Source organism: Paenarthrobacter nitroguajacolicus (assembly GCF_031455195.1).
Taxonomy (GTDB): Bacteria; Actinomycetota; Actinomycetes; order Actinomycetales; family Micrococcaceae; genus Arthrobacter; species Arthrobacter nitroguajacolicus_D.
Window position 1 is genome coordinate 541,918 of the sequence record NZ_JAVDSH010000002.1, and the last position, 26,672, is coordinate 568,589.

Here is a 26,672-nt window from a genome sequence, read left to right on the forward strand (position 1 = left end):
TTGGATAGTCTCCGAATCAGAACTGCTGCGGAGGCGTGGGCTGGGCGGGTTGCGTGGGTTGGGCGGGTTGCTGGGGCTGCGCAGGTTGCTGGGGGTGCGCGGGGGGAGCGGACTGCTGCTGGGCGGCGGTATTGGTCAGGTAGATCGACTGCCCCGTGGCCCCGGGCTCGCCTTCGCCGAGGGGCAGCACGTAGACGGCGGTGCCGTAAGCGCAGACTTCGGTCCAGTTGGTGCCCATTTCGGAGGTGTCGAACCGCATGGCGACGATGGCATTGGCGCCACGTTGCTGCGCTTCGTTGACCATTCGGGCCATGACTTCCTGGCGGCTTTCGTAGAGTGCCTTGGTCATTTCGGGCAGCTCTCCGCCGCCGAGGGAGCGGAATCCGGCAAGCATCTGCGAACCGATGTCCCGTGAACGGACAGTGAGGCCCATGACTTCGCCGAACACGGCGTCGATCCGGTGGCCCGGAATTTCATTTGATGTGACGATCAGCATGCTCAGAGCCTATCCAGCTTTGGGCCCTTTAACAGGGAGATCCCCCGGGGAGAACTCCCCAGGGGATCTACGCCGTTCTAACACGGGCTGGAATTAGGCTTTCGTTCCCGCGAGTTCCCGTTCATCCGCTTCAGCAGCGGCTTTGTCGGCAGCGTACTCGTCCGCAAACGCTGCACCGTTGCGGGGTGCGTTGTAGAGCGACTCGTCCAGGATGCCCTGGCGCTTTGCCACGATGGCGGGGATCAAAGCCTGGCCCGCAACGTTGACGGCGGTACGGCCCATGTCCAGGATGGGATCGATCGCCAGCAGGAGGCCGACGCCGGCAAGCGGCAGTCCCAGCGTGGACAGGGTCAGGGTGAGCATGACCACTGCGCCGGTGGTGCCGGCCGTTGCAGCGGAACCGAGGACGGAGACCAGCACGATCAACAGGTACTGGCTGAAGTCCAGGTTGATGCCGAAGAACTGCGCCACAAAGATCGCTGCGATAGCCGGGTAAATTGCTGCGCAGCCGTCCATCTTGGTGGTGGCGCCCAGCGGCACGGCGAAGGAAGCGTAGCCGGAGGGGACGCCCAGGTTCCGTTCAGTGACGCGCTGCGTGAGCGGCAGCGTGCCGATCGAGGAGCGGGAGACGAACGCCAGTTGGACCGCGGGCCAAACACCGGAGAAGTACTGCTTGACTGACAATCCGTGGACGCGGACCAGGATCGGGTACAGCACAAAGAGCACCAGTGCCAGGCCGATGTAGATGGCGGCCGTGAACTTGCCCAGCGAACCGATGGTGTCCCAGCCGTAGATGGCCACAGCGTTGCCGATCAGGCCCACGGTGCCCAGCGGGGCGATCCGGATGATCCACCAGAGGACCTTCTGGATAACGGCCAGTGCGGAAGCGTTGAAGGTCAGGAATGCCTCAGCCTGCTTGCCTACCTTGAGTGCGGCGATGCCGACGGCGATGGCGACCACAAGGATCTGGAGCACGTTGAAGCTGACGGAAGTGCTGACCGTTGTGGCAGCGTTGGCGCTTTCGGTCACGGTAGAGCTGGCGCCGAGGCCGAGGAAGTTCTTGGGGAAAAGGCCGATCAGGAAGGCCCACCAGTCGCCGGTCTTGCCAGCGTATTCAGCTTTCTGGGTAATGCCAGTGGCTGCCCCGGGCTGCAGGAGCACGCCCAGGCCGATGCCGATCAATACCGAAACCAGCGACGTGATGGCGAACCAGAGCAGAGTGTTCCAGGCCAGACGGGCAGCGTTGGAGACCTGCCGCAGGTTGGCGATCGAGCTCACCACAGCGGTGAAGATCAAAGGAACGACGGCGGTCTGCAGCAACGAGACGTAGCTGGACCCGATCGTCTGGAGGGTTGCGCCAAGGCCGTTGGGGGCTGTCTTGGTGCTGCCTGTGTACTTGGCGATGAGGCCAAGGACGAGGCCCACAATGAGGGCTGCGATGATCTGGACGCCGAAGGAACCGGCCCACTTGGGGAGCCGGAAGCCGGGCTTGCCAGCTGCTGGGGAAGTGTTGGTTGAGGTGCTCACCGGAACACGTTAGGTGTCTGGCCAATAACATAGCGAACGGACGTTGAGAAATGTTACGTGCGTAAAAGTTATTCCTACCGCTCCTGTGACGTTGGCCTCAGCTGGCAGTCCTCACTGCGGATAGGGACGCCAACCTATCCACAAGTTTTTATCAGTTTGTTGGATTTATTGGTTGGGGTTGGTAGTTTGGTGGCGTCTGTTACCGGGCCTTGGGTTTGGTTGTGAAGCGATTGTTCTTATTGGGAGGGAAGTTCTATGTCGCGTGTGTTGTCTACTGAGCAGGCCAAGGCTGCTATTGGTCAGGTGCAGTCGATTATTACTGGTGGGTTTACGGATCAGATTTCTGCGTTGGATGCGCAGGGTCGTGTTTTGTCGGATCCGAATGTGTGGGATGGGCCGTTGGCTGCTGAGTTCCGTGGTTCGACGTGGCCGGAGACGAAGGCTGCGTTGGACAAGGCCAAGGAGGAGTTGGAGCAGTTGCGGGGTCAATTGCAGAAGATTTCGCAGGATATTTTCTCTGCTGGTGGCGGGGCCTGATTCCCCGTTTCTTGATTCGGGTGTGAGGGCCGGGTGATCGTGCCACGTTGATGCGTGGTGTGGTTGCCCGGCCGTTGCGCTGTCTGTTGGTGTCTGCTCGTGTGGTGCCGGGTTTGTGTGGGTTGTTGGTTTTGTTCGCGTTCTTGTTCTGTGGGGGGGGCTGTGGTTGTGACCGAGTTCGTTGAGATGCCGTTGTTGCCGGATTCCGGTGTTGGTCATGGTGGCCGGTTTGTGTATGGGGTTGCGGAGTCGGTGAAGGGTGCTTTTGAGTCCGCAGCGTCGCGGGTTCTGGAGCATTCGGGGTCGCGGACGCCGTTGGTGTCCGCGGCGGGGGAGGATTTCCGGGGGCATTTTTCGGAGGTGTTCGCCGCGAACGCGGCCACGGCGGCCCGGGATGCGGAGTCCCTGGCGTCGGCGTTGCGGACGGTGGCCGGGTATGTGGGGACCATGATCGAGGCGGCGCGGGAGGAGGATGCCCGGCGTCGGGAGAACAACGAGTGGGTGCGGCGGCATAACAACCGGAACTGGTTCGAAGAGGGCTGGGACAACATTTGGGGTGAGGAGGCCCGGCCGAATATGGAGCCGGGGAACGCGCCGTCGTTCCCGTCGGCGTCTGCGTCGTCGGGGTCGCGGGAAACCCCGGGCCCGGGTGGCGGGTACGGGGGCGGGACGTCTTCGGCCCGTCCGGAGTCGTTGCGGAGCTTCGCGGCAGGGTCCCGTGGCCTGGATGAGGGGATCGTGTCGGTGCCGGGTTCGTTGGAGGGGGAGTTGTCTTCGTTCGCGGGGCAGTGTTCCTGGGGCCGGATCGACGCCGCTGGTGTGGTGACGGCGTTCCGGGAGTATTTGCGGTTGAATGAGGCGGACGCGGCGTGGGCGGTGGTGGTCGCGGACGCGTTCGCTGCCGCCGGTAGTGAGGGTGCGGTGTCGACCCTGTCGGACGCGGCGGTGGGTGAGGCGTTGGCCGCGGCGGGGGTGTCCGGGACCCGGACCGGGTTGGTCATTGACCCGCCCACCGCGGCGGGGGCGATGCCCACGAGCGGGTATGCGAACGATCCGGTGAACACGGCCACGGGCAACTTCATTGAACCCGAAACCGATTTGGGGTTCGCTGGGGCGGGAGCTGACCTGGCGGTGACCCGGATGTATAACTCCCTCGGCTCCGGCCTGGAGGATGTTGGGGTGTTTGGCCCGGGTTGGGCCTCGGTCCTGGACCAGCAACTGGCCTTCTCCGATGAACGGTGCCGGTGGGTGATGGCCGACGGCCGGGCGGTGGACTTCCCCCGCGAGGGGACCGGCTGGGCCCGCGCGGTCGGGGAGAACTACTGGCTCACCCGGGAACCGGCCGGCGCGCCGCGCCTGGCGGAGCTGACCTCCATCCCTGCGGGTGTGTCCGAGGTGTTGGTCGTGACCGATAACCAGGGCACCTGGTGGGCTTACACGACCGGCGGGGTGTGGCTCGGGACCGGGAACGGGCCCGGCCGGACCATCTCCGCCCACCGCAGTGACGGGGTGCCTGGAGCGCAGATTCCGTCAGAGGCTGTGGCGTCTGAAAGCACGGAGGCCCGTGCGGCTGCAGGCAGTGAAGCGGTTGACGGTGGGGCGGGTGTGGTTGTCCGGTTGGTGCATGCGCGGGGCCGGTTCGTGGAGATCGACTACGTCGACGGTGTGGTTGGTGTGGTGCGTTCCTCGGACGGGCGCCGGGTGCAGTACGGGTACGACGCCGAGGGCCGCCTGGTCACGGTGGGTACGGAGACCGGCACCCGCACGTATCGGTGGAACGAGCAGGGCCTCATCGGTTCGGTGGTCTCGGCTGCGGGGGTGGTCGAGGCCGAAAACACGTATGACGAGCACGGACGTGTGGTTTTGCAGGTCACGGCGCATGGGCGGCGGACGAGGTTCGCGTATTTACCGGGCCGGGTCACGGTGGTCTCCGATGAGGACGGGTCCCGGTCGAATTCGTGGGTTGCGGATTCCAAGGGCCGCCTTGTGGGGGTGTTGGATGCTGAGGACCGGCGCCAGTCGATGTCTTATGACGGGCATGGGAATCTGGTGTCGTTGACCGAGCGTGATGGTGCGGTCACGGTCCATGGCTATGACGCGCGGGGCCGGAAGATCCGCACGGTGACCCCGGAAGGCGCGGACCTGAGCTATGGGTGGGACGAGCGGGACCGGATCACCACTTTGGTGGCCGCTACCGGTGCGACCGTGACGTATGAGTATGCTGATGAGCTGTCCCGGGACCCGTCGGTGGTGGTGGACCCGCTGGGCGGCCGGACCGAGCTGCAGTGGCGGGACGGGCTCCTGACTCAGGTGACGGACCCGGTCGGGGTCAGCATTGGTTTTGAGTACGACACGTTCGGGGACCTCATCGGAACCCGCAACGCTGCCGGGGAGACCGCGAGGATCGTGCGGGACCAGGCGGGCAGGCCGGTCACGGCGTTCACCCCGTCGGGGGCCGTGACCCGGTTCGCCTATGACGCTGCCGGGGTGTTGGTGCGCCGGGTGGATCCGGACGGGGCGGTGTGGGCTTTTGAGCACGACACCGCGGGCCGGATCACCGCGATGGTTGCCCCTGATGGGGGAAGGACGGTGTTCGAGTACGCCCCCAACGGGGAACTGGCCCGCACCACGGACCCGCTCGGGCGCAGTATCGAGCGGGTGGTTGATGAGCTCGGGAACCTCACCGCCGCGGTGCTGCCGGACGGGGCGAAGTGGGGCTTCACCCACGACAACCTCTCCCGGCTCACCGGGATCACGGACCCGGGCGGGCATGATTGGGTGCGGGAGTACGACACGGTCGGGGACCTCACCGCCGTCGTGGATCCGACCGGTGTCCGGACAGGGGCGGTCACCGACCGGACCAACGGCACCGCGACCCTGACCGACGCCTTCGCTACGAACACGTACAGTTTTGATGAGTACGGCCGCCCCACGAAGAGGGAGTCCGTGGACGGTTCCGCGGAGCTGGTCTCGTATGACGCGGCGGGGAACCCGGTCGAGTTGGTCGATGGTGAGGGCGGGTTGACGGTCCTGGGCCGTGACCCGGCGGGGAGGATCACCTCGATCACCTCACCCACGGGGGCGGTGACCCGGTTCGAGTACGACCACTGCGGCCGCCCATGGAAGTCCATTGACCCGGTCGGGGCGGTCACGGAACTGTCCTACGACCCCGATCAGCGCCTCATCGCGAGGAGACTGCCGGGCGGGGAGGTCGAAACGTTCGCCTACGACGCGTGCGGCAGGTTGACCGCGAAGCACTCTCCGGGGGAGGGGACGGCCCGGTACGGGTACGACAAGGTCGGGCGGCTGAGCTTCGCCCAGGATTCCTGGTACGGGACCCGCCGCTTTGAATACAACCTTGCCGGGGAACTGACCGGGACCATCAACGGGGTGGGGGGTCGGACCCGGTTCGAGTACGACACCCGCGGCCGCCTCACCCGCATCACCGACCCTGTGGGTGGGGTGACCACCCGGACGTATACGGCCACGGACCAGGTCGATAGTGTCACGGACCCGCTCGGGCGGGTTACGACCGCGACGTATGATCCGGCGGGCCGGCAGTTGTCCCAGACGGACCCGGACGGGCACACCACCACCTGGACCTACGACACCGCCGGCCGGGAAGCGTCGACGTCGGTGGACGGTGCACTGATCGCCGCTATCGAACGTGACCTTCCCGGCCGCAGGGCGGTCATCACCGACCACACAGCCGGGGCCGGGTACGCGGTGGAGCACGAGTTGTGCTTTGACCGGCGCGGCCTCCTCACCCGAAAGTCCAACGGGAACCGGACACTGTTGTGGGAGTACGACGCCGACGGGAACCGCACCGGATTCACCACCGCGGCCGGCACCACCCGTTACACCCGCGACCCCGCAGGCCGGGTTGTGAAGGTCTCCAACCCGTCGCTCGGGGACGCCGCCTTCACCCACGACCCCTCCGGACGGATCACCTCCGCGACCGCCGGCCAATACACCCAGGAATGGTCGTACCGGGACGGGGCCCTTGCAGAGCACACCCGCACCCACACCGATGACCCGGGCACAGCGGATGTGACCCTGATCGGCCGCGAGCCCGGGAGCGGGCGGATCACCGCCCTGACCCGGAACGGGGCAGTGACCCGGTACGGGTACGACACCGCCGGGCAACTGACCTCCGCCACCACCACCAGCACCGTGACTGACTCGGAGGCCTCGCCTTCGGTGTTGGGGTGGGAGTACGACGCCGGTGGGCGGCTGCTCCGCGAAACCACCCCGGCCGGGGCGCGCACCTTCGCCTATGACGCCGCAGGGCAGCTTCTTACTCTCACGGAACCTGATGGTGCCCGGACCGAGTATGTGTATGACGGGTTGGGACGCCGGGTCCGGGTGATCGGGGCGGACGGGTCCTGGACCGAATACGCCTGGGGCCCCACCGGGTACCTCACCGGGACCATCGAGAAGGATCGGGACGGGGCAGAGGTGTCCCGGCACCGGCTCCACGTGGACGCGCTCGGTGAACTCGCCACCGTGGACGGGACGTTGTTGTGGTGGGACACCGCCGCACCCGTCCCGACCCTCGCCGGTATAGAGACGACCCAGGTGCTGTCCCTGCCCGGCGGAGTCTCCGGCACCGGCGACGCGTGGACCGCGCCGGGCTGGCGTGCCGCCCGCCCCACCGACCAACACGACCCCTGGGCCGTCCTCGGCACCCCCACCACCCCCGCCCCGGGCGCCACCACAACAAACGGTGCAGGAGCTGGTGCCGGGGTGGGTGTGGGTGGTGTGTTGCCCGCCGGGATCGCCCTGACCGCAGGCGGCGGTGTCGACATCGCGGGACTGGAATGGCTTGGTGCCAGGGCCTACGACCCGGCTACCCGGGGCTTCCTTTCCACCGACCCTCTCGCCCCTGTCCTCGGCGCGGGCTGGGACGGCAACCCCTACTCCTACGCCGGGAACAACCCCCTCAACACCACCGACCCCACCGGCCTGCGACCCCTGACCGACGCCGACCTGAAAGCCTACGACGGCTCCTCCCGCGGCGCCCTCGCCGCAGCAGGAGACTGGCTCGGCAACAACTGGGAATACGTCGTCGGCGGCGCTGCTGTGGTGGGCGGGGCCGTGTTGATGTTCGTCCCCGGCGGCCAAGTCGCGGGCATGGGATTGATGAGCTTCGGCGCCGACGTCGTCATCCAAAAAGCAACCACCGGCGAAGTCAACTGGGGCCAAGCAGCTATCTCCGGCGGCCTCGGCATGATCGGCGGCGGAGTCGGGATGATGGCGGGCAAACTCGTTAACAACCCCGTGGCCCGGATGGCCGTCGAGAACGGCGTCGAAGGGGCGATCAGCGGAGCTGGGGGCTACCTCACCGGACCAGGACCCCACACCCCAACGGGCCTCCTGGGCGCAACGGCCCTCGGCGGTGGAACAGGTGCACTCCCCATCGGCGGAGCCGCCAGCAGAGTCGACCTACCGGCTTCGGCAACGACCCGGCTCGGCGATCTTTTGCCTAGCCCTACGGTGCTCAATGCGTCCGAAGTACGTTTCAGTCAACGAAGTGTCACCGACCTGCAGTCGCGCATCGACACCATGGCTGCCCGCGGCTGGTCTGGCTTTGACCCTGCAGACGTTGTAGTGATGAATGATGGTCTCTATACAACCCTTGACAACAGGCGGGTACTTGCCGCCGGCTACACGGACAATCCGGTGCTAGCTAATGTGCATCACTATACGGACATCATCGAGGACCCGGCTGTAAGGGAACGTTTCACGGCCGCGCGGGGGCCGAACAAAGGTCAACTCGCAGAGACCTGGGGTGAAGCCATTGAAAACAGGATTGGAAAACAAGGCGCGGCTTTCCGTAGAACCTACCCGCACGGGTCACCGTTCATAGGGTGGGCCGGGGATTGATGACAATTGGGAGGAAAACCATTGACGAAGAATGTTGTGCTGCCTGCTCTCTATGATCGGATGATTGAGTGTGGGATGGTCGATCTGGAACCGTGGGAACTTTTACGCGGGGCAGAGCAGGTGCAGCGTATGCAGCACCTTGAGAGGGTTTTTCCGGGATGGAGCCTGGTTCCCATAGCACGGAGGACCGACAATGATGATGTGGCCTGCTGGACGGGCCAACACGTCGTAGTTGTCGATGACTACGACGTGTTGAGGGACGCTACTGGGGCGGCTGTACGTCACTCGGCAACGGAATACGCTTCAATGGAGGAATGGTTGATCGCGGCAATACGGGACTTTATTGAATTCGATTGAACTGCCAATTCACAATAGATAGCCTGCCCGTGTAACAGGTGAGCCAACCAAACCCGACCCTATGATCGGTAGGATCCAACCGAGGGCCGGCGGACATAGTTACTGCAATTGTGGACCCGTGAGGAAAGATGAACTGTCGACCAAGCCCTTCAGAAATCAGCCGAGTATTGTCCCATGCGCTCCGTCATGCACCGGGGGAGTATTCCTTGGTGCTGGATAGGGAAGGGTGGGTGTCGGTAAGCGAGCTACTTGGTGCTATGCGTGGGCTAGGACATAGATGGGAATCTGTAGACGAGAAGACACTTAATGAGGTGCTGGAAACCGCAGAGAAGAAGCGTCACCAGATGGTAGATGGCCGGATAAGAGCACTGCATGGCCACTCTGTTCCCGTGGCCGCATCGCACAAGCCGAGTCAGCCGCCGCCGGTGCTTTTCCATGGGACGGCTCCCGCCAGTGTTCCTCTGATAGAAGCGTCAGGAATCTTACCTATGCAACGGCAATATGTTCATCTGGCAGAAACAGTCGAACAGGCCACAGCCGTTGGTAAGAGGAAGGACAAGCATCCCGTTGTCCTCACGATTGCCACAGACGTTGCCCAATCGCTTGGGGTCGTCTTCTATAGGGCCGATTCAGCAATTTGGTTGGCTGACCCGATACCAGCTGCCGCAGTAGGGCTAATCGCCAATGAATACGATATGTACCTAAAGAAGGGGACATGACCGCAACGCCTGAGTGGGACATTTCCAGACATGCGTCTGGGAAGTCGGGGAAGCAATTGCGGAAGGATCGCTTGTTTCTGTTGGCCCTTGGATGCGGACTCCTGTTGGTAACTGTAGGGCTCTTGGTTGTTCCTATAGTTACTCTTGCGTATGACGAGACTCACCATGTTGCGATTGAATGTACGGTCACGGGCGCGAAAGGTGGCCTCGCTTCAGGGGGCGGGACGTGGTCGCGGGTGCAGATCCTTACCTCTGATTGCGGGACCCTGACGATGACCAAGGGTATCTCGGAGTCGAACCGGGATGCCGTGGCGGCAGAAATTACGCCGGGTCGACGGTTCTTGTTACAGGTCGGAGCGACAGAGCACGCGATGTGGGACCTGTATCAGTTCTTCCGCATAACTCCCAGTGTCTATTCAGTCCAAAGGGCCGAATGAGGTGAGCGGTTTCATCCCGGTGGGCAGTTTACGGTTTAGCGATCTGCACTTTCTGACGGGGTTGTCGCGGCTTGTACACCTCTGCGGTGTTTTAGGCGTGTCACTACCGCCACGTATGACCCGGCGGGTGGCAGCTCTCCCAGACGGACACTGGCGGGCACACGACTACTGGAGCTAGGACGCTGCGGGGCGGGAAGCGTCCACGTCGGTGGACGGTGCCCTGATCGGCGACGTCGAACGCGACCTTCCCGGCCGCAGGGTGGTTATCACGGACCCCACGGGCAGGGGCGGATACGCGGTGTAGCGCAAGTTGTGCTTTGGGGCGTCGAGCCCTGCCCTGAAATGTCCGGGCGCTTTGCCCGCCAGCAATTACTACGACATGGAGCAGGCACAGGTAGCTGGATACCCTGGCTATAGTCAGGATCTGCAACCACTGTGGGATCTGCGGTAGGGACGATGATGAACATCGATGGAAACACATATCTGCGTTTGGTAGCTGTCCCAGATCGCAAGGGGCTATTCGTCCGGGGGGATCATATGTATGAGGTGATGAAAGACCTCGGACGCCCAAGCGTTGTGTCAGCAAAGGAATTGGCAGGGGTTGTTGGAGTGGATCCGCGCGGGCCATGGAACGACTTGCAGGAGTGCCAGCGAACTGCGGACCGACTGTATCGAGAGGGCAGACACGGAGATTGGGTTGAGTATCCGACCGCGCTAATCGTCGCGGCTGGGTTCCCGTAAACTTGGGCTTCGTCTAAGGGCAGCGGCTTACGGGACAGATGGTTTTGACGGCGGGTGCCCAAGTCGGTAACTGCAAAGACCTGCGGAACGACCGACTTGTCTGAGGGCGTCGGATAATGATTGAGCAGCCGTGGACTCTCGAGGACGTGACTGTTCCTGATTCTTGGAGCCTCAAATGACGTCACGATTGGAGCCGGTCACCGAAGAACTGGCAGCACTTATGCGCCAATTCTCCTATGAGCCCGAAGCCCGATTCTTCGAGGGGATGCTGTGGGAACTCCGTGCAGCGGAGAATTCTCCCGACGTCCGGAAAGATATTGCGAGGGACATTCTGAGCACTTTCCGCGGCATGGGCAGTTTGAACGACCTCGTGATCATGGTTGATGGCAAAGCCGAGGGCGAAGTCAACAACCAACTTACGAAGTTGCTGCGTGGACTCCGTGCGGTGGCGATTGATGTCGTCGCTACTGGTCGTTCTGGGTGACTTTAGTGGACGCTATTCTTTCGCATCACTATTTATCGAGTAATTTTGAAAATCCCAGCTTCTACAGAAATCTTGTTGAGCTAAATCTCACCAATCTCGAACCTTGGCGAATACTTCATGATCATTTACTGACACAGCGAGCGGTGGGATTAAGAGAGCGGTATCCCTCTCGTATACTCGTTCCGTTCGTACGGCGGGTGGATTCCGACGATATTGCTTGCTGGGACATTGATGCGGGCTATGGTGCGAAGACTTGATTGAGTTTGAGCAAGGCGCAGCGAATGAAACACCTCGATGAGGGTTTCCCTGGCTCAAACCTGATCCATAGAGTTTGACTGAACCACCGTTGCGGCACACCCAGACCCCCCGGCCTCTGGCCGGGGGGTCTCAAGCAGATCAGCCCAGCAACGCCCGCCGCAGCACGTCCAAACCAACTGAGCCGATGTTCAGTGCCTTGCTGTGGAAGGACTTCAGGTCAAAGCCGTCGCGCCCCTCCAGCTCGGCACGGATCTGTTCCCACAGGCGCTGCCCCACCTTGTACGACGGAGCTTGTCCCGGCCAGCCCAGGTAGCGGGTAAATTCGAACTGAAGCTGGCCTTCGCTGATATCGAGGTTGGCTTTGAGGAAGTCGAAGCCTTTTTCGGGTGTCCAGGTGCCGGTGCCCCAGCGTTCAGGGACGGGCAGTTCCAAGTGCACACCGATATCGAACACCACGCGGGCTGCCCGCATCCGCTGGCCATCGAGCATGCCCATGTGGTCACCCGGGTCTTTGAGGTAGCCAAGTTCCAGCATGAGCTGCTCGGCGTAGAGCGCCCAGCCTTCGCCGTGGCCGGAGACCCAGCAGACGTTCCGCCGCCAGTTGTTCAGGAGCTCACGGCGGTAAGTTGCCGTGGCGACCTGGAGGTGGTGGCCGGGCACCCCTTCGTGGAAAACGGTGGTGGTTTCGGACCACGTGGTGAAGGTGTCTTCGCCTGCCGGCACTGACCACCACATACGTCCGGGCCGGGAGAAGTCGTCGGAGGGGCCGGTGTAGTAGATGCCACCCTCGTCGGTAGGGGCGATCATGCACTCGAGGGTTTTCATGACGTCGGGAATATCGAAGTGGACGTCGGCGAGCTCGGACACGGCACGGTCGGAGAGTTCCTGCATCCACGCTTTGAGTGCGTCGGTGCCCTTGATCTGGCGCGCGGGGTCGCTGTTGAGGATGGCCTTGGCTTCTTCAATGGATGCGCCGGGCTTGATCTGCGCCGCGACCTTTTCCTGCTCGCCGATAAGCCTCTCGAGCTCCTGAACGCCCCAGGAGTACGTCTCTTCCAGATCGATTTGTGCGCCAACGAATGAACGCGAGGCCAGCGCGTAGCGTTCGCGCCCGACCGCGTCCTTCTCCGGTGCAAGGGGGAGGAGCTCGTCCCGAAGAAAATCGCCCAGGGCGCTGTACGCAGAACGCGCGGCTGCAGTCCCCGCGTCGAGCCTGTCCTGAACATCGGCGGGCAGCGGCTGGCCATTAAGGGCGGCCGATGAAGCCATCTTGGCGAAGAATCCGTCCTCGGCTGCGTATCGGCCGGTCTGCTCGATGACAATCCGGACTTGGCGGGCGGCGGCTACTTTTCCGGCGTCAGCGGCGGTCCGGAGGGAAACGATGTACCCCTCAATCGCCCCGGGAACATTCGCTGCACGGCCGGCGATGTGCTCCCACTGTTCCACCGTGTCCGTGGGCATGAGGTCGAAGATCGCACGAATGTCCTGGGCCGGTGAGGCGATGTTGTTGAGGTCGGCGGCGTCCCAACCCGACTCGTGGATCTCCAGCTCCAGTCCGAGCCGCTCGCGCATGGCATCCAGGGTGACGGCGTCCACGTCATCCGAAGGCTCAAGGCCGGCCAGGGCGTCCAATGCCAACCGTGTGGCCTCCGCATGAGCCTCGGCACCGGCGGGCGAATAGTCCTGGTATTCGGTTTCGTGTCCCGGCAGTCCAAGTGTGGTGGCGAAGCTGGGATTGAGTTCGATCAGCTTTTCTGTGTACGCGTCAGCGACGGCATCGATGGCGGACTTCGGGCGTACGGGGGTGTTTGCAGTAGTCACCCACAGAGCCTATCCGCGACGCCGCTTACGTGAAAGGGTTGTTGAACTTTTCTACGAGCGGGAAAATTAGCCGCGGCTGCGCTTCCATGCACCCGGACCCGGGCTGGGATCCAGGCGCAGTTGTTGGCGACGGACCCAGTGACGGACGTTCGGCTTGGTTGGGGCCGCTTCCTGCGGTGTCCCAAGGGAAACCACGACGGCGGCAATCGCCGCGAGCTCTTCGGCCGTCGGTTCGCCCTTGACCACCGAGAACAGCGGGGTGGCCGGTTCTTGATCGGGAGCCGTATCGGCGCGGTGCTTCGGCGTGCTCACAGCGGGATGTTTCCGTGCTTCTTGGTGGGCAGGCTGGCACGCTTGTCGCGAAGGGCGCGCAGGCCGCGAATGATCTGCACGCGGGTATCCGAGGGAGCGATCACGGCATCAACGTAACCCAGTTCAGCGGCCTGGTAGGGGTTGAGGAGTTCTTCCTCGTAGCCCTGGATGATCTCGGCCCGCTTGGCCTCGACATCACCGCCGGCTTCGGCCACCGCAGCGAGATCGCGGCGGTACAGGATGTTCACCGCACCCTGGGCTCCCATGACGCCGATCTGGGCGGTGGGCCAGGCGAGATTCAGGTCTGCGCCGAGCTTCTTGGAGCCCATCACGATGTACGCGCCCCCGTAAGCCTTGCGGGTGATGACGGTGAGCTTGGGGACAGTTGCCTCGGCGTAGGCGTAAAGGAGCTTGGCGCCGCGGCGGATGATGCCCTGGAACTCCTGGTCCTTGCCGGGCAGGAAGCCGGGGACGTCCACCAGGGTGATGATGGGGATGTTGAATGCATCGCAGTGGCGGACAAAGCGGGCAGCCTTTTCCGAGGCGGATATGTCCAGGGTTCCCGCGAACTGCATGGGCTGGTTGGCCACGATGCCCACGGTGTGTCCCTCAACGCGGCCGTAACCGATCATCACGTTGGGGGCGTAGAGGGACTGCATCTCCAGGAAGTGGGCGTCATCCACGATCTGCTCGATGACCTTGCGCATGTCATAAGGCTGGTTGGCGGAGTCGGGGATCAACCCATCCAGGGCGAGGTCGTCGTCGTCGACTTCCAGTTCCTGGTCGTGCTCCACAACGGGGGCCTCGGACAGGTTGTTGGACGGCAGGAAGTCAAGGAGTTCGCGGACGAACTCAATGGCGTCTGCTTCGTCGGAAGCAAGATAAGTGGAGGTGCCGGTGGTGGCGTTGTGCTGCCGCGCGCCGCCGAGGGTTTCCATGTCTACGTCCTCACCCGTGACGGTCTTGATGACGTCGGGTCCGGTGATGAACATGTGGGATGTTTTGTCCACCATGACCACATAGTCGGTCAGCGCGGGGGAGTACGCGGCGCCGCCGGCGCACGGGCCCATGATGAGGGAAATCTGGGGGACCACGCCGGAAGCGTGGACGTTGTTGCGGAAGATGTCCGCAAACATGGCCAGCGAGGCGACGCCTTCCTGGATACGCGCGCCGCCGCCGTCGTTGATGCCCACAACCGGGCAGCCGTTGCGGAGGGCAAATTCCTGGACCTTGACGATCTTCTCGCCGTTGACCTGGCTCAGCGAGCCGCCGTAAACACTGAAGTCCTGGCTGTAAATGGCGACGAGGCGGCCGTCCACGGTGCCGTAGCCGGAGACAACGCCGTCACCCAGGGGCTTCTTCTTTTCCATGCCAAACGCGGTGGAGCGGTGCACTGCGAGGGCGTCGAACTCGACGAACGATTCAGGGTCAAGCAGGAGGTCGATGCGTTCGCGGGCGGTGTTCTTGCCGCGTGCGTGCTGCTTCTCAACCGCTTCCGGGCCGGAGGGTTGCTCGGCACGTGCCTGGCGGTCGCGGAAGTCGGCAATCTTTCCCGCTGTCGTTGTCAGATCGTGGCTCATCAAGTGTCTCCGGCTCTGTAGCTGATTTTCGCTGGCGCAGTTCGGTGTTGGCGCAAAGCTTAAGTAGCTTCCGTACAAAGAACAGGCCCCGCAGGCCAGTCTAGTGACGCCTTTGCCGCGAACCGCTGTAGAAACCCTACAATTTTCCGCGTCCAAGCCAAAGGCAACACTATGTTACCCGCGAGTAACATACTTGGGTTAGAGTGTCCCCATGACTTCAAGCAATGACGCTTCCCGCGCCCTCCCGCAGGCAGAGACTCCCTACGTGGCTACCGGATCGCTTAAGGGCAAGACCATCCTGATGTCCGGTGGAAGCCGCGGCATCGGACTGGCCATTGCCACCCGTGCAGCCCGCGATGGCGCCAACATTGTGCTCATGGCAAAGACGGGCGACCCGCACCCCAAACTTGAAGGGACAGTATTCACCGCCGCGGAACAACTGGTCGCCGCGGGTGGGCAGGCGCTGCCGCTGGTCGGGGACGTCCGCAACGATGACGATGTTGCCGCAGCGGTCGCCGCCGCCGTCGAGCGTTTCGGAGGGATCGACGTCGTTGTTAACAACGCCTCGGCAATCGACCTGTCCAAAACCGACGCCGTAGACATGAAGCGCTACGACCTCATGCAGGACATCAACGTCCGTGGCACATTCCTGCTCTCCAAACTGGCGTTGCCGGCATTGAGGGAGTCCGCGCACGGCCACATCCTCACGTTGTCCCCGCCCCTCAACCTGGACCCCAAGTGGGCAGGGATGCACTTGGCCTACACGATGGCGAAGTACGGGATGAGCCTCACCACCCTCGGTCTCGCCGAAGAGTTGAAGAACGACGGCGTTTCGGTCAACTCGCTCTGGCCTTGCACCCTCATTGACACAGCCGCGATCCGGAACATGCCCGGCGGCCAGCAAATCGTGCAGGCGGCGCGGGGTCCGGAGATCATGGCCGACGCCGCTCACGCCGTACTCACAGGTTCGGGCGCCACGGGTAATTTCTTCACGGACGAACAGGTGCTGCGTGCCGCCGGCGTGTCGGACTTTACGCCGTACAGCCTCGGCGCGCCCGAAGACCGACTGGTGCCGGACATATTTCTCTAGGCGGATTCCCAGACGCTTTTGGTGCCAGGCAGCATCCCGGGCCGCTGCAACTGGATAGGATTCAGCTATGGATGTCGAACAGCCAGACAGCAGCGAACCGCGCGTCGCCCCCGCCGCCAGTGACCGGCCCGGGTTGGATCGCCAGGCGCTGCTTGAGCCGGACTTCTTGTCGGCAACGGGCATCTCCCAACTGAACATTGTGGAGTCCACCGGCTCCACCAACCAGGACCTGTTGCGGGCCGTCACTGTTGAGCCAAAGAAGTGGGCCGACCTCGCCGTCCTGACGGCAGAACACCAGACTGCTGCCCGTGGACGACTGGACAGACATTGGGAATCGCCGGAACGCTCCGCGGTGTCGGTGTCCATGGTGCTGCGTCCCGTCACCGCCGACGGCATGCCGGTTCCTACGCAAAGCTATTCGTGGATTTCGCTTCTGGCTGCCGTTGCGTTGCGCGAAGCCCTGCAGGAAACGGCCGGTGTGACCGCGGACATCAAATGGCCCAATGATGTCCTGGTAAACGGACGCAAGATCGCAGGGATATTGGCCCAGATGACGCCCTTGGGGGACGGGACAGTCCCCGCGGTGATCCTGGGTGTTGGACTCAATGTGTCCTTGGCCGAAGACGAGCTGCCGGTGCCCACGGCCACGTCACTCGCCCTGGAAGGGGCCACGACGACGGACCGCACCGCGCTGCTGAAGAGCTACCTATCGCGTTTTGCGCGGTTGTACCGCAGCTTCTGCAACGCCGAAGGTGATCCCGCTGCCGGCCTGGCCGGGGGACAGTCCCTGCATAAGCGCGTTGAATCCGCCATGGTGACATTGGGCCGCGAAGTCCGGGCCCACTTGCCGGGTGACAATGAACTGGTAGGGCATGCGTCCCGCCTCGATGAGCACGGTTCGTTGCTGGTGGTGGACCACGGCGGCAGGGAGCACGTTATTACAGCCGGGGATGTGGTGCATTTGCGCGCCACAGAAAGCGGTTATGCGTAAAGAGTTACTTCCGGGGGAGCAGGTCATTGCCGTGACTCGGCAGCAGGGCCGCTCTCTGTTCCTTCCTGTGCTGGCTTTCATTGTCGTCCCCGCTGTTGCCGCTTACGCCTGCGCGTGGGTGGTTAAAGGCAATGCGCAGCGCCTGGCGCCCTTCATTACAGTGGAATGGACGCCGTGGCTCATGGGCGCCGCGATGGTTCTTGCCGCGTGGTTGCTGCTTGCCTACAGCTTCAAACGTGTGCTCCACTGGCGTTCTGTCAGATACATCCTGACGAGCCGCAGGATACTTGCCAAGTACGGCATGTTTCGACGCAATGACTGGCAGGTTTCCCTCATGGCCGTACGCAACGTGGGGGTTCACCAGACATTGGTCCAACGGGCACTGCACTCCGGGAATATATCCTTGGATACCGGGCACTCAGGAGTGGCCGTGCTGAACGACGTCCCCCTGGTTGGGAAATTCAGGGGCTTCATTCTTGACGCGATGGATGAGCTCCCGAAGGGTGAGGTTTTTGAGGGTGAAGTGCTGAGGGATTTTGACGAGTTGCCGTGGGAGCTGAGAGAAGGTGGAAGAGATGAGCGTTGAGGATCAGCAGTCCGGCGAGGACCTGGACCAGGAGTTCGACGCCGTACCCGAGCCTTCCGTGGACGAGGATACGGAGGCGCGACCCGCCCCGGTGACCACCGGTCCGCCCACTGGCGTGATGTCCGCCGAGCGCCTCGCCATTAAGGCACTCGAGTCAAAGCTGCTGGGCGGCGAACGCAAGCTCCGACGTCGTGAAGTTGCCGCCGGTGCCGGCGTGTCCATCCTGTCCGCACGCAAGATTTGGCGCGCGCTCGGCTTCCCGAACTTTGGCGATGAGGACGTCGCCTTCACTGAGCGGGACCAAGCTGCGTTGTCGAGCATCCTGGACCTGGTGCGGGCGGGCCTCCTGACTGAAGAGGCCGCGATTTCCGTAACCCGGTCCATCGGGCAGATGACTGACCGTATGGTGGTCTGGCAAATCGAAGCCCTGGTGGAGGACATGGTGTCGGAGCAGGGGATTCCCGACGCCGTCGCCCGAAAGCAACTGGTGGCCCAGCTTCCCGCCCTTGTTGATTCGCTGGAAGAAATCCTCGTCTACTCCTACCGCCGTCAGCTTAACGCCGGGGTTCAGCGGCTGGCCGTTCGCGCGGAAGCTGGCCTGCAGGCCAGCGAGGAAGGCCGTGAGGGCGATGAAGACGATTCACCGTTGCCCCTGGCCCGCGCGGTAGGGTTCGCGGACCTCGTCTCCTACACCAGCCTTTCGCGCCGCATGAACGAGAAGACCTTGGCTCAGTTGGTGCAGCGTTTCGAGAACAAGTGCGCCGAAATCATTTCCGTGGGCGGCGGTCGGCTGGTCAAAACCGTCGGCGACGAAGTCCTGTACATCGCTGAAACACCCGCAGCCGGTGCCGAAATTTCCCTTGCGTTGGCGCAGGCGTTCACGGAAGACGAAATCCTTCCGCAGTGCCGCGTCTCCATGGTGTGGGGCCGCATCTTGTCCAGGCTCGGCGATATCTACGGCCCCACCGTGAACCTTGCAGCCCGGCTCACCACCCTGGCCCAGCCCGGAACGGTTTTGGTGGACGCCATGACGGCCGCGGCCCTGGGACAGGACGACCGCTTTGTCCTTGTTCCCCAAAAGTCAGAGAATGTCCGCGGCTTCGGCGAAATCCATCCCGTGATGCTGGCCCGCGGCCGGGGTAAGGGCCTGGTCCTGGACTAGGGCCTGACGGTAAGCCCCCGCGGCCTTCCGACCTGCAGACCCGAACGCTCTCTCACATCCCGCCACATTCCGCCGGACGCTCTCTCACTTCCTTGACGAAAGTGAGAGAGCGTTCGGGGTTAAGGGGGTGGAATGTGAGAGAGGGGTGGGTGTCTAGCGGTTCGGAAGGTGCGTTTCAAGTCACAGCTTGGCTATTCGATGGATTAACCCGGTAGGCTGTGCGTTGATTCTGCTGACCGTGATGATGGCGGAAGACCGGGCAGTTGTCCCCATCGCGCAACGGCATGCCGAGGCCGTAGGCTGTCAAAGCCAATGGATAGCCGGGTCTCGGGTCTCCTCCGTTGGCCGTGGGGTGCGTGGGATAGTCTTAGGGACTGAAAATTCCGCCGCCGTATGGGGGTACTGCGGAATGCACGGCTGCCGGCACATGCCGGTTGGCCTGGAAGTCGCTGTGTGTGGGCGGCTGTACACAAAGGGAATTTTGGGGCTGTGACAACTTTCTTCGCCAAGCTGGGGCTGAAAAAGCGTCAAAACAGGAAGCTTATTTCGGGCATTGCGGGCACTGCTGCGGGCGCAGTCCTGGTGGCCGGCGCTGTGTTGTATCCGGGGTTCAAAACCACTGAAGTGGACTTGAACGACGGCGGCGTCTGGGTGGTGAGCAAGACCAAGAATGCCGTGGGTCGGCTGAACTATCCTTCCCGCGTCCTCGACGGTGCCGTCACTCCGGCCACCACGACGTTCGATGTCCTGCAGCACGACGGAAACGTCTTTGTGGACGACGAATCCGGTTCCACCATCAACCAGGTGTCGGCCGCAAACCTCAAGCTTGGCGGCGACAAACAACTGCCGTCATCCTCCCAAGTCAGCTACGGCTCAACGGTTCTCTCTGTGACGGACCCCGCCCGCGGCAAGGTGTGGGCGTTGTCGCCGTCCACAGTAAACGGCTTCGATGAAGAGGGCACTGAGCCGGTCCTGACCGGAAACCAGGGCCTGGTATCCGCCGTCGGGGCTGACAACCGCATCTACACCGCAGATCCAGGCAAGGGCGAGGTCACCGTGACTACGGTTGACGCCAACGGGGAGCGCATCAACTCCGAGGTCACCAGCGTGGACGGGCTCAAGGGTGCCGGTGACCTGCAGATCGCCGTTGTGGGGGACAAGCCTGTGCTCCTGGACGCCAATTCGGGGAATCTCTTCCTCCCGGGCGGCCGCAAGCTCCAACTGCAGGACGCCCGCGAGGCGAAGCTGCAGCAGAGCAGCGAAGGCAGCAGTTACGTGGCCATCGCTACGCGCAAGGCCCTTTTGAAGCAACCGCTGGACGGAGGGACTGCTGCTACCGTCAACGCCGACGGCGAAGGCGTTCCGGCAGCGCCGGTTCAGGTCAGTAAGTGCGTTCACGCAGCTTGGGCGGGAGCCAACAAGTACGTACGCGATTGCGATAATGACGCCGATGACAAGAAAAACAATGTTCCCAAGGCAAGTGCCTCGCCGAGCTACGTGTTCCGCGTCAACCGCGATCTCGTGGTCCTCAACGACGTGAATTCGGGCAGCGTGTGGCTGGTCAACCAGAACATGCAGCTCGTCAACAACTGGGATGACGTTGTCCCTCCCAAGAACCAGTCTGATGACCAGGACCAGGAGTCGGCGGACAACAACACCATCAACGTCCTCCCGGACCGCACCAAGCCGAACCGCCCGCCGGAGACCAAGCCCGATGAGTTCGGTGTCCGCCCGGGCAGGACATCTATCTTGAGCGTCCTGGACAACGATTCAGACCCCGACGGCGATGTCCTCACCGCTGCTGTGGGGGCCAACGGCCCGAAGGCGGGCGCGCTGGAGAACATCTACGGTGGCTCGGCCTTCCAAATCAAGGTCCCGGCCGAAGCGAAACCGGGAACGGAAGTCTTCGACTACAACGCCTCCGATGGCAGGGGCCTGTCAGCCGGCGGCCAGGTGACACTTCATGTGGTGGGGCCGGACGAGAACAAGCCGCCCTTCTTCAAACGTGGAGAGCCCACCACCATGCTGGTGGAACAAGGCAAATCGGTGAGCCAGAACATCCTGACTGACTGGATGGACCCGGACGGGGACGACCTGGTCCTCCTGGACGCAAAGTCGGATAACGACCAGGACCAGGTAAAGGTGCGCCGCGACGGCCTCCTCACCTACCAGGATTCCGGGGCCGCTCCGGGTAAGAAAAACGTATCCATCACCGTCTGGGACGGGCGTGCCACCACCACCGGCCGCGTGGTGGTCAACGTGCAGCCCCCAGGTGCCCTCGCCCCGGTGGTCAACGCTGACCACGTCACTGCGGTGGTGGGCCAGGACCTGGTGATCGCTCCCTTGAAAAACGATGTTGATCCCAACGGTGGTGCCTTGCGGGTGGCGCATGTCGAGGCCGCTGGACAGGCTGAACTTGGGCCAGTGACCGACGGCGGGACGTTCACCTTCCGGAGCAACACCCCGGGCCCGGTCTACTTGACGTACATTGCCAGCAATGGCCCCCAGAGCAGCCAAGGCCTGATCCGTGTGGACGTGGAGTCCGGCAAGGACGCCGGCGCCCCGGTGGCCGTCCACGACGTCGCGCTGTTGCCCGTCGGAGGAAGCGTTCTGGTGGACCCCTTGGCCAACGACTCCGATCCTTCCGGAGGCGTGCTGGTCCTGCAGTCTGTGACCGTCCCGGATGGGTCGTCCGCTTCTGTGAGCGTCATTGACCACAGCGTCCTGCGTGTCACGGACGTCCTGGGCGCAAAGGAACCCTTCGTTTTCAGCTACACCATGTCCAACGGTCGCGCCTCAGCCACAGGTACGGTGGGCGTCGTCCCGGTGCCGGCTCCCGCCGTCGTCGAGGCTCCGCAACCGAAACCTGACGAGGTCAACGTCCGCGTCAACGACGTCGTGACCATTCCTGTCCTGGACAACGACACCCACCCACAGGGTGAAGAGCTGTCCGTGGACCCCGTGTTGGCCCAGGGGATACCGGAGGAAGACGGCAAGGCGTTCATTTCCGAGAAGACCCTCCGTTTCATCGCAGGACCAACCCCCAAGACGGTGCGGACAATCTACAACGCGGTGGACCCGCAAGGGCAAAAGAGCGCCGCCGCCGTCACCATCCACATCCTGCCGTTGGAGGACACACAGAACTCGCGCCCACAGCCGCAAAACCTGACGGCCCGGGTGGTGGCTGGTGGCAGTGTCCGGATTCCGGTGCCATTGGACGGCATAGACCCCGACGGCGATTCAGTCCAGCTCACCGGTATCGACAGCACGCCCACTATGGGAACGGCTACGGCGGGCAGCAGCTTTATCGACTTCGTTGCCGCCGGTGACGGCGCCGGCACCGATACGTTCCGATACAAAGTGATCGACCGGCAAGGCGCAGTCAACACCGGAACGGTGACGGTAGGCGTTGCACCCCGTGGGGAAAACAACCAGAAACCGGCACCGGTGGATGACGAGGTCAAGGTCCGTCCAGGCCGGCAGATCGCCGTGGACGCCACCGCCAATGACACCGACCCCGATGGCGACATCATCCGTATCCTGACGGACAGTATTGAAGCTGACCAGGGCGTGGATGCCCAAGTCAGCAAGACCAGTGGCCGTGTCCTGGTGACAGCCCCGGCCGTCGAGGGCACCATCAACGTGCGCTACTCGGTGGCTGATGATCGAGATGCCGTGGGTAACGCCACCATCCGTGTGATCGTCAAGAACGACATCCCGCTGCAGGCACCGATCGCACGGGATGATCGTGTAACGTCTGCGCAGACCCTCGGAAAGACGGCCGTGGACGTACCGGTCCTGAAGAACGACGAGGACCCCGACGGCGTAGGCGAGAACCTGAAGATCTCTACCGGCCTGGAAACGGCCCGGCCAGGATCCGATGGCAACGTAGTGGTTGACCTCACCGAACAGCCGCAATTGGTTCCGTACACCGTGGAAGACGTCGACGGCCAAAAGTCCACCGCCATCATATGGGTACCTGGCATCGGCCAGCAGGTTCCCACGTTGGCCAAGGACGATGTGGTAGAACTCGTCTCGGGCCAGTCCGTGACTGTGGACCTTGCCGATTGGGTGAAGGTCCGCGAGGGACGTTCGCCACGCCTCACCCAGGTGGACCGCATCAAGCTGATCGGCGCCGACGGCAGCGATCCTGTGGCGAACAACGGAACGTCCATCAAATACACCGCCGGCGCGGAGTACGTTGGTCCCGGTTCGATCAGCTTCGAAGTCACCGATGGTACTGGTCCCGACGACCCCAACGGACTGAAGTCGACGCTGAGCATCCGCACCAAGGTGCTGCCGGATCCCAACAAGAACAACCCGCCGGTGCTTTTGGGAAGTGACCTGGAGGTACCGAAGGGCGACTCCGCGAGCCTGGACTTGGGCAAGCTCACCTCCGACCCGGATGCTGACGACGTCCAAAACATGAAATATGAGCTGGTGGGCGCGGCCCCGAATGGCTTCAGGGTCAACGTGGACGGCAACTCGCTGAAGGTTTCTGCCGACGATTCGGTGCAGATCGGACAGGGCGGCACTGTCCAGGTCAAGGCAAAGGATCCCCGCGGTCTGGAAGCGCTGGCTACCTACAAGTTGTCGTTGAGCGCGTCCAACAGGCCCAAACCGGTAGCCAATGATGACGTGGAACCGGATGCACAGTCCGGGAAACCGGTGACCGTCAACGTCCTTGCGAACGATTCGAATCCGTTCCCGGACACGGCACTGAAGATCGTTTCGGCCGTGGTGGAGACCGGCCAAGGTTCGGCTGAGCCTGCGGGAGACAGCGTCACGGTGACGCCCGGTGGTGGATTCACCGGCACCATGGTTGTTGCCTACACCGTTTCAGACAAGACGGGTGAGTTGTCCCGCTACGCCACGGCACGTGTGCGCCTCACGGTTAAGGACAAGCCCGAGGCCCCCACCACTCCGCTGGCCCAAAGCATCGGGGATCAAACGGCCCTGCTCACCTGGAACGCACCCGCCGATCGGGGATCGCCCATTACCAAGTACACCGTGTACGGCGAGGGCGGGTTCAAGCAGGACTGCCCGGCCAACACGTGCACCCTGACGGGCCTGACCAACAACGTGAAGTACCACTTTGCCGTGACAGCCACCAATGCCATCAAAGAGTCCGAACGTTCACCGGTATCGGCTGAGGTCCGCCCCGACGTCAAGCCGGACACACCTGTTGCGCCCACCCTGAAGTTCGGCGACAAGCAGCTCTCCGTGGCGTGGGTTCCGCCGGCCAGCAAGGGTTCACCCGTGAAGTCCTACGATCTGGAAATCTCACCGGCTCCGGCCGGTCAGAACCCGCAGATCCAAAACCTCACCGGTTCGAGCCATGTATGGTCGGGCCTGACCAACGGCGTGGCGTACAAGGTGCGGGTGCTTGCCCGGAATGATGCCAAGGAGCCTTCGGAGTGGAGCCCCTATTCCGCCGCGGAAACTCCTGCGGGCATTCCGGCCACACCTGCGGCGCCGACCGTTTCCGGTGCCGGGTCCGTTGGAACTCAGAGCCAGTTGCAGGTCAGCTGGAAGGCACCCAACAACAACGGTGACGCCATCTCTGCCTATACGTTGACCACTTACCGTGGTGGCGCCGTCGTCGGCACCCAGTCTGTGGCCGCGACGTCGCAAAACGTCACCGTAGCCAATGCCGAGGCTGACTACACCTTCACTGTTTCGGCCACGAACAAGGCGGGTGTCAGTGGGGTTAGCCAGCAGTCGGCCGGCATCCGGGCCGCAGGCAAGCCGGGAACCGTTGGAAGCGGCTCGGTCACTGCGACAGGAACCAGTGGTCAGCTTCGGGTGGCGTTCACGCCGCTTACCGCCGCCGAGCGGAACGGTTCGCAGGACAACGAAATCACCTACCGATGGCAGACAGCCAACGGTTCCGGTCCCATCGGACGCGGTGGCGGTGACATCGGAGGCCAACCCAACGGGACCAACGTTGCGGTCAACATCATCGCAACGTCGGTCAAGAACGGCATGGCCGGCGACGCCAAGAATATCGGCTCCGGCAACCCGTACGGTCCGCCCAACGCCCCGAACGTCAGCGGCGGCAAGTCCGCCAAGGGCGACGGTCAGGTCCACTGGACGTGGAACAACCCGAACATGAACGGCCGACCACTGGACCACTATGAGATCAGCCTCGACAACGGTGGGTGGACCGGAGTGGGGAAAGCAAACAGCTATGACGCACCCGGTGGCGGTTGGGACAAGACCCGGCAGCTGAAGGTCAGGGCTGTCACTGTCTTGGCAGGCCCAGCGAGCGGTAACGTGAGCGCCACCAGTGGCGCAGACCCGACCCCACCGCCGCCGCCTCCCGCGCCGTCCGAGATCCTGGCCCACAACAGCACATGTCCCGGGAAGCCTGGCCTGCCCGACACCTACAACCCGAGCGGTCCCACGTGTGGAGTTGGCTGGGTGGAACGCTCGTGGGGTTGGATCGAAGTCACCTGCAGGCAGAACATCTACAACAACGGCACTCCTTGGTACAAGCTCAAGGGCTCACCGAAGGACGGCTGGTTCGTCAAGTCGACCACGGTGGACGTCCGCAACGGCGTACCCCCACCCTGCTGACGAACCGTCAGCCCTGAGCAACAACATCACCCTTCACAACGAACAGGATCAACCGATGACCATGACAAACGAGCAAGCCGCGTGGTTTGCAGAGACGTTCGAGAAGCTCGTTGCCAACGTGGGCCAGGCCGTACTGGGCAAGGAACACGTCATCCGGCTGACCTTCACGGCGATGCTGGCCGAAGGGCACGTCCTGTTCGAGGACGCTCCAGGCACCGGTAAAACGTCGCTGGCCCGGGCACTTGCCGCGACGGTCCAGGGTTCGCACAACCGCATTCAGTTCACCCCGGACCTCCTGCCGTCGGACGTGACTGGTGTGACCATCTATGACCAGAAGACCCAGAAATTCGAGTTTCACAAGGGCCCGGTGTTCAACAACATCGTCCTGGCTGATGAGATTAACCGTGCCTCGCCGAAGACGCAGTCCGCGTTGCTCGAAGTCATGGAGGAGTCACGGGTGACCGTGGACGGCACCACCTACGACGCCGGCCGCCCGTTCATGGTCCTGGCAACCCAGAACCCGATCGAGCAGGCAGGCACCTACCGGCTGCCCGAGGCCCAGCTTGACCGCTTCCTGATCAAGACGTCCATCGGCTACCCGGACCACGCGTCCACGGTCCGGCTGTTGGGCGGGGCCAACCTGAAGGACCGTTCAAAGGAGCTCACCCCGCTTATCACCACCCAGGCTGTGGCTGACATGGCGGACCTCGGGGCCACCACCCACGTGGACACGGCTGTGCTCGAGTACATTTCCCGCCTTTGCGAGGAAACCCGCAACGCCTCCGAGACCCGCCTTGGCGTTTCCGTCCGAGGCGCCTTGGCCATGGTCCGGGCCGCGAAAGTGTGGGCAGCCGGGCAGGGCCGAAACTTCGTGTTGCCGGATGACATTAAGGAACTCGCGCCGGTGGTGTGGACGCACCGGTTGGTGATGGATCCGGAAGCAGAGTTCTCCGGCGCCACACCTGAAGTCGTGCTCAACCGCGTCCTCGCCGATGTCGCTGCCCCACAGCAGCGCGCCACGGCCTAGCCGTACTCCAGCACCTGCACACCAGCACCTGCACTGCGGCACGAACAACTGCGGCACGAACAACTCCGGCACGAACAAAGGT

16 protein-coding genes are annotated in these 26,672 nt (G+C 63.1%); 11 read left to right on the forward strand and 5 right to left on the reverse strand.

The features are described from left to right. Positions 1 to 16: 16 nt before the first annotated feature. A complete protein-coding gene (locus J2Y68_RS06220) occupies positions 17 to 496 on the reverse strand; it encodes a YbjQ family protein (RefSeq protein WP_309991095.1) in 480 nt (159 codons plus the stop codon). A gap of 93 nt (positions 497 to 589) precedes the next feature. Continuing rightward, positions 590 to 2,023: a dicarboxylate/amino acid:cation symporter gene (locus tag J2Y68_RS06225; RefSeq protein ID WP_257368564.1), complete on the reverse strand. Its 1,434-nt coding sequence runs from the start codon at positions 2,021 to 2,023 to the stop codon at positions 590 to 592. Positions 2,024 to 2,278: 255 nt separating this feature from the next. Here J2Y68_RS06225 and J2Y68_RS06230 point away from each other — a divergent pair, with 255 nt between their 5' ends. From J2Y68_RS06230 to J2Y68_RS06245, 5 genes are all read left to right on the forward strand, one after another. Continuing rightward, entirely contained in the window at positions 2,279 to 2,560 is a 282-nt protein-coding gene (locus J2Y68_RS06230; RefSeq protein WP_026547649.1) for a hypothetical protein, read from the forward strand. 168 nt (positions 2,561 to 2,728) lie between these two features. Next, on the forward strand, positions 2,729 to 8,446 hold the full coding sequence (locus J2Y68_RS06235) for a DUF6531 domain-containing protein (RefSeq protein WP_309991101.1): 5,718 nt from the start codon (positions 2,729 to 2,731) through the stop codon (positions 8,444 to 8,446). Between the two features lie 21 nt (positions 8,447 to 8,467). Beyond that, positions 8,468 to 8,803 (forward strand): hypothetical protein, encoded by a 336-nt coding sequence (locus tag J2Y68_RS06240; protein WP_309991104.1) that lies wholly within the window; start codon positions 8,468 to 8,470, stop codon positions 8,801 to 8,803. Positions 8,804 to 8,931: 128 nt separating this feature from the next. Then, entirely contained in the window at positions 8,932 to 9,522 is a 591-nt protein-coding gene (locus J2Y68_RS22025) for an RNA 2'-phosphotransferase (protein ID WP_397334652.1), read from the forward strand. Positions 9,523 to 10,875: 1,353 nt separating this feature from the next. Next, positions 10,876 to 11,184 carry a DUF6966 domain-containing protein gene (locus tag J2Y68_RS06245; RefSeq protein ID WP_309991106.1) on the forward strand — a complete coding sequence of 103 codons (309 nt, stop codon included), beginning with the start codon at positions 10,876 to 10,878 and terminating at the stop codon, positions 11,182 to 11,184. Positions 11,185 to 11,580: 396 nt separating this feature from the next. Here the strand turns inward: J2Y68_RS06245 and J2Y68_RS06250 are convergent, their stop codons facing one another. The 3 genes from J2Y68_RS06250 to J2Y68_RS06260 form a co-directional block, all read right to left on the reverse strand. Further along, on the reverse strand, positions 11,581 to 13,263 hold the full coding sequence (locus J2Y68_RS06250) for a DUF885 domain-containing protein (RefSeq protein WP_309991108.1): 1,683 nt from the start codon (positions 13,261 to 13,263) through the stop codon (positions 11,581 to 11,583). Positions 13,264 to 13,329: 66 nt separating this feature from the next. After that, positions 13,330 to 13,575, reverse strand: a complete 246-nt coding sequence (locus J2Y68_RS06255; protein ID WP_257368562.1) for an acyl-CoA carboxylase subunit epsilon — start codon at positions 13,573 to 13,575, stop codon at positions 13,330 to 13,332. Continuing rightward, the gene (locus J2Y68_RS06260; protein WP_309991109.1) at positions 13,572 to 15,155 is read right to left on the reverse strand and encodes an acyl-CoA carboxylase subunit beta; all 1,584 of its coding nucleotides are present in this window, start codon (positions 15,153 to 15,155) and stop codon (positions 13,572 to 13,574) included. Before J2Y68_RS06260 ends, J2Y68_RS06255 begins: the two co-directional genes overlap by 4 nt. Before the next feature lie 211 nt (positions 15,156 to 15,366). On the opposite strand from J2Y68_RS06260, the gene J2Y68_RS06265 reads away from it, so the two are divergent. The 6 genes from J2Y68_RS06265 (at position 15,367) to J2Y68_RS06290 (ending at position 26,590) form a co-directional block, all read left to right on the forward strand. Further along, positions 15,367 to 16,245 carry an SDR family oxidoreductase gene (locus tag J2Y68_RS06265; protein ID WP_309991111.1) on the forward strand — a complete coding sequence of 293 codons (879 nt, stop codon included), beginning with the start codon at positions 15,367 to 15,369 and terminating at the stop codon, positions 16,243 to 16,245. Positions 16,246 to 16,312: 67 nt separating this feature from the next. After that, the gene (locus J2Y68_RS06270) at positions 16,313 to 17,236 is read left to right on the forward strand and encodes a biotin--[acetyl-CoA-carboxylase] ligase (protein ID WP_309991113.1); all 924 of its coding nucleotides are present in this window, start codon (positions 16,313 to 16,315) and stop codon (positions 17,234 to 17,236) included. Further along, positions 17,229 to 17,822, forward strand: a complete 594-nt coding sequence (locus J2Y68_RS06275) for a PH domain-containing protein (RefSeq protein WP_309991115.1) — start codon at positions 17,229 to 17,231, stop codon at positions 17,820 to 17,822. The genes J2Y68_RS06270 and J2Y68_RS06275 overlap by 8 nt, the downstream gene beginning before the upstream one ends. Next, positions 17,812 to 18,984, forward strand: a complete 1,173-nt coding sequence (locus J2Y68_RS06280; RefSeq protein WP_211711152.1) for an adenylate/guanylate cyclase domain-containing protein — start codon at positions 17,812 to 17,814, stop codon at positions 18,982 to 18,984. Before J2Y68_RS06275 ends, J2Y68_RS06280 begins: the two co-directional genes overlap by 11 nt. A gap of 489 nt (positions 18,985 to 19,473) precedes the next feature. Then, positions 19,474 to 25,563, forward strand: a complete 6,090-nt coding sequence (locus J2Y68_RS06285; RefSeq protein ID WP_309991117.1) for an Ig-like domain-containing protein — start codon at positions 19,474 to 19,476, stop codon at positions 25,561 to 25,563. A gap of 55 nt (positions 25,564 to 25,618) precedes the next feature. Next, positions 25,619 to 26,590, forward strand: a complete 972-nt coding sequence (locus J2Y68_RS06290; protein WP_309991120.1) for an AAA family ATPase — start codon at positions 25,619 to 25,621, stop codon at positions 26,588 to 26,590. Positions 26,591 to 26,672: the final 82 nt, after the last annotated feature.